This window comes from Hoyosella sp. YIM 151337, assembly GCF_026041215.1.
Lineage (GTDB): Bacteria > Actinomycetota > Actinomycetes > Mycobacteriales > Mycobacteriaceae > Hoyosella.
Genome location: NZ_JAPEIQ010000013.1, coordinates 482,456 through 492,353, shown reverse-complemented (window position 1 = coordinate 492,353; position 9,898 = coordinate 482,456). Strand labels below are relative to the sequence as shown.

The window sequence follows — 9,898 nt, the reverse complement described above, 5'->3', positions numbered from 1 at the left end:
GAACAGCGCACTGAGTTCACAGTCGGCAGCCGCGCGGGCGCGCGTCCCGTCACTGTGCACAGTTGAAATGGGGCCTGTGCGCCAACTGGGATCGAGCAGCGCGACTGTCTCAGATCGTAGTTTCACGGGGATTGGCATTGATGTCGGCAATCCGCATCTAGCCTGTGTGGATCCGGAACTCACAGCAGAAGCCTTGGCGGCTTTGGACCTCACAAGGGCTACTTTTGATCGGGAGTTCTTCCCGGAAGGAGTGAACATCGAGATCGTCACCGCGCTGCGTGACGGTTCGGTGGATATGCGGGTATTTGAGCGCGGCGTCGGTGAGACCCGGTCCTGTGGTACCGGGACAGTCGCCGCTGCGGCGGCAGCGCTGGCTACTGCTGGTCCAGGCATCGGCGAGGTGAATGTCCGGATTCCGGGCGGCGAAGTGGCGGTGACGATCACCGGCCAGACGTCGTATCTCCGGGGTCCGTCGGTCCTCGTCGCGGCTGGCGTCCTCGCCACGCAGTGGTGGGAGGCCGCCCTGCACACTGCCTAGGCAGAGGCGCGGGCACAAATAACTCGATCGCCACGCGGCTGAAACCTCCGTATTATCGGTGACAAGGACGACGCAAAGTCGTAGCAGAACAGTGGGAAGGTGACCGCACGTTTGCGGCAAACAGCGAACTATTTAGAACAACAAGGTCTCGCATCGGGTGACGGTGCGATCGAACTTCACGGCGATCCGCTCGCAGCGGCTCGAGATTCGGCTGAACACGGCGGCCCCGGCGGTGCGGATGTTTCGACCGGTGAACTCCAGCTTGAAGACCGTTCATCGTTGCGGCGTGTGGTGGGACTGTCGACCGAACTCGAGGACATCACCGAGGTCGAATACCGGCAGTTGCGGCTCGAACGAGTCGTGCTCGCCGGAGTGTGGACGCAGGGCACGGCCGCGCAGGCGGACGCTAGCCTGCGAGAACTGGCAGCATTAGCGGAGACAGCCGGTTCCGTCGTGCTCGACGGAGTGATTCAGCGCCGCGATAAGCCGGACGCTGCGACCTACCTGGGATCGGGCAAGGCGGCCGAGCTTCGGGAGATCGTGCTCTCAAGTGGTGCGGACACGGTGATTTGCGACGGTGAACTCACACCGGCACAGCTCACCGCGCTCGAAAAGGTCGTCAAGGTGAAGGTTATTGATCGAACCGCGCTGATCCTCGATATTTTCGCCCAGCACGCGACGTCACGAGAAGGCAAGGCACAAGTCACGCTCGCTCAGATGGAGTACATGCTGCCGCGGCTGCGCGGGTGGGGTGAAGCGCTCTCTCGGCAGGCCGGTGGCCGCGCTGGAAGCAACGGGGGCGTGGGTCTGCGTGGCCCGGGTGAAACGAAGATCGAGACGGATCGCCGCCGCATCCGCGAACGCATGGCGAAGTTGAAGCGGGAGATCCGCTCGATGAAGAGCGCACGCGACACAAAGCGTGCGCGGCGCCAGCGAAATCAGGTCCCGGCAGTAGCGATCGTGGGCTACACGAACGCGGGAAAGTCGAGTCTCCTCAACAGCCTCACAGGGGCAGGCGTGCTGGTACAAAACGCCCTGTTCGCGACTCTCGACCCGACTACGCGACGAGCCGCTCTTGACGATGGGCGTGAATACGTCCTCACCGATACCGTCGGTTTCGTGCGGCATTTGCCGACCCAGCTCGTGGAGGCATTTCGCTCGACGCTGGAAGAAGTGACCGAAGCCGACGTCTTGATGCACGTCGTCGACGGATCGGACGAGTTCCCGCTCGGTCAGATCAATGCGGTGCGACAGGTGATCAACGAGGTCGTCGAGGAACAGGGCACGCAAGCGCCACCTGAACTCCTCGTGATCAATAAAACCGATGCAGCCGACCCGATGGCACTCGCCCAACTGCGCCGAGCGCTGCCGGACGCGGTATTCGTGTCGGCGCACACCGGCGCCGGCATCCCGGCGCTTCGGGAGCGGCTGGCGGACTTGCTCGTCCGCACGGACGTAGAGGTACTGGTCGAGGTGCCCTATTCGCGTGGTGAACTGGTTGCTCGCATCCACGCCGAGGGCACCGTGTCGAGTGAGGCGCATGAAGAACAGGGCACTCGGATCCGTGCGCACGTTCCTCCGGCGCTCGCTGCAAATCTGCAGGAATACGCGCTGTAACGCGTAATGCAGGCACCCTCGTCGCAACGCAGGCGGCGCTCACAAAAGGTGAGTGCCGCCTGCGTTGTCGCGGCAGCCTCGGGCATACTCGGCGCGGGCTTCGCCGCTTATGCAGTCGCGCAGCCTGCGCCCACCGCACCAGTGCCAGAACCGCTGTGTGTGCCCGTTGATCGTGAACTCGAGGAGCTATCCGGATTAGCGATGGTGGGCGACGCGGTATACGCGGTGCCCGACGGTGGAAGCAGTGTCGCGGTCGCCGAAATGGCGAATGTCCTCGCAGGTGACTGCAGCGTAACCCGCTGGATCCGCAACGAACTCAACCCCTACGACCCGGAAGATCTCACTGCGCGCGGCGACACGTTGTGGGTCGCGGACATCGGTGACAACAACGCCCAGCGTGACACCGTTGCACTCATCCGGGTCGACCCCGACTCCGGTGCGGCACAGCTGCACCGGATGCACTATCCCGATCGTGCGCGCGACGCGGAGACCATTCTGCTTGACAGGCGGGGCATGCCCATCATTGTGTCCAAGGGCATCGGTGTCGGCGAGGTATTCGTGCCAGAGGGCGGCCACATGACAGTCGACGAACTGCCCTCACCTGGGCCGATACCGCTCGAACAGGTCGCGACCCTGACATTCCAGATGACGGACACGCCAGGAGGGCCGATCGGAGCGTTCAGCTCCGTTCTCCCTACGGGGGGCGCTGTCAACGATGCGGGCACCATCGCGGCGGTACGCACGTATACCGACGTGCACCTGTATGCCGATGCGAGCGGCGATCTCGTAACAGCGCTGCAGCGTGCTCCCATAATCATTCCGCTGCCGGGAGAACCGCAGGGCGAGGCGATAGCTTTCACCGCGACTGGAGACTTGCTGAGCGGCTCTGAACTGGGATTCCCGATCACGGGTGACCCCAACAGGCCACCGGAGGACACAAGTCCGCTACCGCCGATTCAGATCCTGCGGGGCGTAGAAGATTATGTGTGGTCCGTACAAGCCCAGGACGAACCGGATGTACTTCCGTCCGAGCCAGACAACAACGCTGCGAGCGGTGACAGTAAGGCCGCCGATCACAATGCAACCAGCGACGGTCCGCTCGCGGTTGTCCGGGACCGTGCTATCGCGCTGGGTGTCGGCGTGGGTGTAGCAGTGCTCATAGGCGGCGCGACCGCCGTCTTGTGGCGACGGCGCGGCTGACTGCATAATTCAGAGCTTGCGGATTACCGATACGACTTTCCCAAGTACGGTTGCCTCATCACCAGGTATCGGATCGAAAACGGGGTTCTGCGGCAGCAGCCACACCGTGCTTTTTTCCCGCTTGAACGTCTTCACGGTCGCTTCGCCGTCGATCATCGCGGCGACGATGTCTCCGTTGACCGCGTCCTCTTGCTGCCGTACAACCACCCAGTCGCCATCGCAAATCGCTGCGTCGATCATCGATTCGCCCACGACCTTGAGCAAAAAATGGGAACCCTGGCCGACTAGTTCGGAGGGCAGCGGAAACACATCATCGATCTGCTGTTCAGCGAGTATCGGTCCGCCCGCGGCGATGCGGCCCACCACTGGGACGTATACCGGCGCAGCGGTATGCCCCGCGTAACCGCCGATTTCGTGTGGTTCGCGGCCTGCAGCCCCGATCGCATGCGTGCTGGTGCTTGTTGAGTCGTCATCAGCGCCGCGCACGTCAACCGCGCGCGGCCGGTGTGGGTCGCGGCGGAGGTAGCCTTTGCGCTCCAGCGCGCGGAGCTGGTGTGTCACCGACGAGGTCGATGTCAGCCCTACGGCCTCGCCGATCTCACGCACGCTCGGCGGATAGCCGCGATCATTCACGGAAGCGCGGATGACGTCGAGGACTTCGCGCTGCCGCGCGGTGAGCGGCGGCAGCGCGCTCTCATTCCCAGTCTCAGGTTGAGGCTCGGCGGTCTGCTGGCTCCGGCGCGCGGTCATATTGGGGGCTCCTTCAGGGCTGTCCACTGAGTGGCTGTGCCGCATGTTGCTGATGTTGACAATAGCCATTCCGGGGCGAATTGCCAAACATCTGTTCGACTGTTTCGGGTGTTCGTTCAAAACTTGTCAGACCGGCGTGATATCAATCGAACGTGCGATCGAGTCAAACGCATGTTCGAACCATCGGCATGTTCGAGCGCACCGACCGTGGTCTTCGGACCCGATTTCTGTGGAGGTTGATATGAGCGTGCGGATTGCACCAACCAGGCAAGGCGGATACGTCAGCAGCAGTGCTCGGTTCGGCTCACCTGCCCCATGCTTGCGGCCGGTGGTGCCTGGCCGTCACCTCCCCAGGCGTGCCGTTGAAGGAAGCGGTGCCGGCAGTCATAACGCGGTGCCTTCCCTTCTGCGCCGCGATGGAGGCAGAACGGAGACTCGGCGAGGAGGGGGCCGGAGCGGGCACACTTGCGGCAGAGGGCAGGTCGGCGTCGAGCCGCGCCGATCCGGCGAGTCGCCGCAGCGGCGCAGAACCAACCGTGACGCGTGGCGGCGGCCTTCTCGGCCACGTCCGGCGTATCGAGAGATTCACGGGCGTCCAGGATGTGCTCCTGCCCGGCGGCGAGTGCGGCGCCCTGAAGGCAGAGAGGACACGCTCGTATTGCGACTGCTGTTCGCGGCGGTCATCGCTGCGATGTGCGCGGTGCCGCTGTGGGGGCTAGTGTTCTCGCCTGCTCCTCAAGGGGCGGGCGGCAGCGCACCAGCAAGTGTCGGAGTCGTCACCGTGAATGAGGGAGAGTCACTCAGCGATGTTGCGCGGCGGGTAGCTCCGGCGGTGCCGATTGACGTGGCAGTAGCGAACATCCGCGAACTTAACGGATTGCAGAATTCGCTTGTCGTTCCCGGTCAGTCTCTTGTCGCACCAGTCGTTCCCTGCACGGGTGATTGTTCCCTGGGGCCGTGGCAATGAGTGGTCAGCCAGTCGGCGGAAGGTCGCCGCTAACCGTCCTGGCCGTGTCGGTGGCGCCCGATTTGACCGCACTTGCGGCGACGCATCCGAACGAATACGTTCGGACAGGAAAGCACGCAGCGGGGGCCGGTGTCGTCTACCTGTCGTACAGTGCGAATGAAGCTGGAAGCTGGCGACTGGGTGCGCTTACTGGGAGGATGGGGGAGGGTCACCCGTCATGTGTTCCTGGCAGTGCCCATAAGCTGGACAGTCCGGCCGGGCGTGAGCGAGGAGTAGGTATGCGTTGTCCATTCTGCAAGTCTGCGAGTTCGCGTGTCGTCGACTCGCGGGAGGCAGACGAGGGGCAAGCAATACGCCGCCGCCGGTCGTGCACGGAATGCGGACGCAGATTCACGACAGTCGAAACCGCCGTGCTCGCCGTCCTAAAGCGCAGTGGCGTGACCGAACCGTTCAGCCGTGAGAAGGTGGTTCGCGGCGTACGTTCAGCGTGCCAGGGACGGCAAGTTGATGACGATGCACTGAACCTGCTTGCTCAGCAAGTCGAAGACACGGTTCGCGCGTCAGGTGTGGCGGAGGTGCCGAGCCACGAAATCGGTCTTGCGATTCTTGGGCCGCTGCGCGACCTTGATGAGGTCGCCTACCTCCGATTCGCCTCGGTGTATCGATCATTCAGCTCGGCGGAAGACTTCGAGAAGGAGATTGAGAACCTGCGAGTGCACCGCGCGCACCTTCAGAGTAAGTGACGGGCACCCGCGCGACCTGGCTGCGCAGTGGCATCAGCGTTATCGCTCCGCAGCGAGCGCGTCAATAGCTTGCATCACGCGTTGCTCAGAAACAGGGAACGCCGTGCCTACCGACTGGGCGAACAGGCTAACTCGCAATTCCTCAATCATCCAGTGTACTTCGTGGACTCGAGCGCTCTCCCGCGCCTGCGGCGGCAGATGGTCGAGTGTTTCGCTCAAATGCGTGTATACCCGGTCGAGTGTGGCCATTCCGCGTGAGTCGCGAGTGGAGCTGCCAGGGAGAGACTCCACGCGCTTACGCGCAGCTCGCAAGTAACGGGCTAGGTGGGGGAGCCGGTCAGCACCCGATTCAGCAACGAAACCCGGATAAATTAACTCGTCAAGCTGTTCTTTGACATCCTGCCCCGCCTCATCGCTCCGCGAACTTACGAGAACGCTCACCGCGTGCGCTTCTTCAAGCACAGGAAGCACCGCTGCGAGGATACTGCGAGTGCGTGCCGTCAGGTCGGCGCGCACCTTCGCCGACAACGCGGCGAACGACTGAGCGTCCCACGGCAGACCGCCATGCGCACCGATAAGGGCATCTATCGCACAGTTGCGGCAATCCCCAGCGACTCGGCTGAGGCCTCCAGCCCCGGCGTGATTCAGCACCAGGCGCTGTGCAGCAGGGAAACCGTTGAATGTTGATTTCGGAAGCGGTCCGGCTTCATGTGCGATGAGCGCGCGTATGGCAAGCCGCATTGATTGGGCCTGCGCGGCAGCGGTGCTCAGCACCTGGACAGATATGCCGGACTCCTCTGCAACCAGTGCCGGATAGCCGCGGACCACGGCGCCCTGGGTCCGCTGATCGACCACGCCCGGAATCCGCCCGCCTGGCAGGTCGGGCCACGACCATCGTGGGGGCCGCTGCACCGACGAACCCGCTTCCGCGACGGCGCGCGTTACCGCATGTGCCAGCAGAACTTTCAGGTGGTCGAGGTCTTTGCTGGTGTCGATGATCTCGCCGTTGTCCCCGACCGCAGCGAAGGTCATGCGCAAATGGGGTGGCAGGGCCGTGACGTCGAAATGGTGTGGCTCGATACGCAACCCGCCGAGACGCGATAGTTCGCGCGCGAACGCGTTGGTGAGCGGCTCGGTGCGTGGCTTCACTGCATGCAGTGCCGCGGCTGCGAAATCAGGAGCGGGAACTACCTGGCGGCGCAACTGCTTTGGCAGCGTTTTTATCAGCGCGATGGCCAGTTCGTCGCGCAGCCCCGGCACGAGCCAGTCAAAACCAACAGGGCGGACCCGTTCCAGTTGCGCTAACGGGATGCGGACCGTGACGCCATCGAAGGGATGCCCAGGCTCGAAGACGTACGACAATCCGAGCAGCAGTTCGCCTTGCTTCCATGCGTCTGGAAAGTCGCGGGCACGTACCGCGGCGGCGTCGGTGTTGACTACTGTTTCCGGCGTGAACGTTAGTGCGTCCGGATCACTGCGCTGCTTCTTCTTCCACCAAGAGTCGAAGTGCCGGGCTGAGACGATGTCTGCCGGAATGCGCGCGTCGTAAAAGTCGAAGAGGGCGTCATCGTCGACGAGTATGTCGCGCCGTCGCGCCCGATTCTCGAGATCCTCGACATCGGCGAGCAGCTCACGGTTACGCGTGAAAAACTCGTGGCGAAAGTCCCATTCGCCCTGCACGAGTGCGTGCCTGATAAAGAGTTCCCGCGCCGTTTCCGCGTCGATCGCGCCAAAATTCACACGCCGCTTCGCCGCAAGCGTGACACCGTAAAGGGTCACTCGTTCGTATGCGAGCACCGCACCTTGCCTGGTCGACCAGTGTGGCTCGGAATACGTGCGCTTAACAAGGTCTCCCGCTAGACGTTCCGCCCACGCGGGTTCGATTTTCGCCACGGTGCGTGCCCACAGCCGCGACGTTTCGACAAGTTCAGCAGCCATAACAAACTGGGGAGGCTTTTTCGCCAGCGTGGACCCAGGGAAGATCATGAACCTGGCTCCACGCGCACCGAGGAATTCGCGGGAGTCAGCTTCGCGCATTCCAATGTGGGACAACAAACCAGCGAGCAGCGCCTGATGCACGGTGTCCGGCGCGGCTGGGCTGTCATTTTGCTCCCAGTTGAGGCCCGTGCAGATTTGCTTGAGCTGGCCGCGCAGATCTTGCCATTCGCGGATGCGCTGCCAGTGGAGGAACTCAGCCCTGCACATCTTGCGGAATTGGCTGGAAGACCGCTCGTCACGCTGCTCACGCAGATAACCCCACAGTTCAAGATGGGCGAGAAAATCGGAACCGCCTTCGGTGAATCGGCGGTGCAGCTCGTCCGCTTTCTGTTGCTGATCGGCGGGACGTTCTCGCACATCCTGAATGGAGAGGCCAGAAACGATTGTCAGCACCTCGCGCAGGCACCCGGTGTGGTGCGCTTCGACGAGCATGCGGCCAAGTCTGGGATCGATGGGCAGGGCCGCCAGCTGCCGGCCGGTTTCTGTGAGGACGTGAGGTTGTCGCGGTTTCGCGGGTTTTCCGGTGTTAGTGGCAGAGGCCCGGACGGCCTTTCCAGAGTGGGGCGGCGCGATTGCTCCGAGTTCTTCGAGCAGGCGCACACCGTCGCGGATGCTGCGCGGATCGGGCGCATCGATGAAGGGAAACTCGCCGACATCACCTAAATCGAGGGCCGCCATTTGCAGCACCACAGCGGCGAGACCGGTCCGGAGAATCTCCGGATCGGTAAAAGCAGGCCTCGATTCAAAGTCTTCCTCCGAGTACAAGCGGATGCAGATGCCGTCCGAGACACGACCGCAGCGGCCGGCGCGCTGCCGTGCCGACGCCTGGGATATCGGTTCGATGGGCAGCCGCTGCACCTTGGTGCGAGCTGAATAACGCGAGATTCGCGCGAAGCCGGGGTCGATGACGTACCGGATCCCGGGGACTGTCAGCGATGTCTCCGCTACGTTCGTCGACAGGACGACCCGGCGGCCGCTGTGGGGTGCGAACACGCGATGCTGATCGGCGGCCGACAGCCGTGCGTACAAAGGCAGCACCTCGACCCATGCGGGCAGTTTCCGGTCGCGCAGCGCATCCGCAGTGTCCCGGATTTCACGTTCACCCGATAGAAAGACCAGGATGTCGCCGGGGCCCTCACGCAGCAGTTCATTCACCGCGTCACAGACGGCTTCGACTGGGTCTTTTGCCACGGTCATACTCGCGGCGGTGTCGGCTTCCTCATCGCGGCCCGGCAACTCTGCGACAAGCGGCTCGTACCGTATTTCGACCGGGTATGTTCGCCCGGATACCTCAACGATCGGTGCTGATACGCCGTCAATCGCAAAGTGGCGCGCGAATCGTTCGGGATCGATCGTTGCCGAGGTGATGATCACTTTCAGGTCAGGGCGGCGCGGCAGCAGCTGCTTCAGATACCCGAGCAGAAAGTCGATATTGAGGCTGCGTTCGTGTGCCTCATCGATGATGAGGGTGTCGTAGTTGCGCAGCATACGGTCACGCTGGATTTCGTTCAGCAGAATGCCGTCGGTCATCAGCTTCACCAGCGTTGTGTCAGACACGTGATCGGTGAAGCGAACCGCGTACCCCACTGCCTCCCCGAGTTCGCAGCGCACCTCCTCTGCGATGCGCTCCGCGACGGTACGGGCTGCCAGCCTCCGGGGCTGGGTGTGGCCGATCATGCCGCGAATGCCGCGACCGAGTTCAAGGCAGATTTTCGGAAGCTGGGTGGTTTTTCCGGAGCCAGTTTCCCCTGCGACGATGACAACCTGGTTCTCACGAATCGCGGCGGCGATGTCGTCGCGCCGTTGGGTCACCGGCAGTTCCGCTGGATAGGTAATGATCGGAAGCGCGGCCGCGCGTGCGCTGACATGCTGTTGGGCGCGGTTGGCGGCGGCGGCGATCTTCGCCCGGTCGGCGCTGTTGCGGGCACGGCGCAGACGTTGCCCGAGCCGGTGGGCGTCGCGCAGCGTCAGCGTGCCGAGGAGGCCGCGCAGGTCCTGCCGGGAAGGCGTTTCCTGCAGCCGGGCGTGATCGGCCTGATCTGCCGAACTCGGTGACGGATTCATATCTTCGTCAAGACTACCGGC

6 protein-coding genes and 1 pseudogene are annotated in these 9,898 nt (G+C 63.2%); 5 read left to right on the top strand and 2 right to left on the bottom strand.

Going from position 1 to position 9,898, the window contains the following annotated elements; all coding sequences use genetic code 11:
- From ONR57_RS08475 to ONR57_RS08465, 3 genes and pseudogenes are all read left to right on the top strand, one after another.
- Positions 1-538 (top strand): annotated as a pseudogene (locus ONR57_RS08475) (diaminopimelate epimerase); the annotation flags it as partial.
- A 168-nt stretch (positions 539-706) separates the two neighbouring features.
- The gene (gene hflX, locus ONR57_RS08470) at positions 707-2,155 is read left to right on the top strand and encodes a GTPase HflX (RefSeq protein WP_374116422.1); all 1,449 of its coding nucleotides are present in this window, start codon (positions 707-709) and stop codon (positions 2,153-2,155) included.
- A gap of 48 nt (positions 2,156-2,203) precedes the next feature.
- A complete protein-coding gene (locus ONR57_RS08465) occupies positions 2,204-3,355 on the top strand; it encodes a hypothetical protein (RefSeq protein WP_265122721.1) in 1,152 nt (383 codons plus the stop codon).
- 9 nt (positions 3,356-3,364) lie between these two features.
- Here the strand turns inward: ONR57_RS08465 and lexA are convergent, their stop codons facing one another.
- Positions 3,365-4,105: a transcriptional repressor LexA gene (lexA, locus tag ONR57_RS08460; RefSeq protein ID WP_265122719.1), complete on the bottom strand. Its 741-nt coding sequence runs from the start codon at positions 4,103-4,105 to the stop codon at positions 3,365-3,367.
- A 622-nt stretch (positions 4,106-4,727) separates the two neighbouring features.
- On the opposite strand from lexA, the gene ONR57_RS08455 reads away from it, so the two are divergent.
- Positions 4,728-5,072 carry a LysM peptidoglycan-binding domain-containing protein gene (locus ONR57_RS08455; protein WP_265122717.1) on the top strand — a complete coding sequence of 115 codons (345 nt, stop codon included), beginning with the start codon at positions 4,728-4,730 and terminating at the stop codon, positions 5,070-5,072.
- 278 nt (positions 5,073-5,350) lie between these two features.
- On the top strand, positions 5,351-5,815 hold the full coding sequence (nrdR, locus tag ONR57_RS08450; RefSeq protein WP_265122761.1) for a transcriptional regulator NrdR: 465 nt from the start codon (positions 5,351-5,353) through the stop codon (positions 5,813-5,815).
- 39 nt (positions 5,816-5,854) lie between these two features.
- On the opposite strand, the gene hrpA is transcribed toward nrdR, so the two are convergent.
- Entirely contained in the window at positions 5,855-9,877 is a 4,023-nt protein-coding gene (gene hrpA, locus ONR57_RS08445; RefSeq protein WP_265122715.1) for an ATP-dependent RNA helicase HrpA, read from the bottom strand.
- Positions 9,878-9,898 lie beyond the last annotated feature (21 nt).

Excerpts from the sequence above, each read along its gene's own strand:
- hrpA (WP_265122715.1), bottom strand. The coding sequence starts at position 9,877 with ATGAATCCGTCACCGAGTTCGGCAGATCAGGCCGATCACGCCCGGCTG.
- lexA (WP_265122719.1), bottom strand. The coding sequence starts at position 4,105 with ATGACCGCGCGCCGGAGCCAGCAGACCGCCGAGCCTCAACCTGAGACT.
- nrdR (WP_265122761.1), top strand. The coding sequence starts at position 5,351 with ATGCGTTGTCCATTCTGCAAGTCTGCGAGTTCGCGTGTCGTCGACTCG.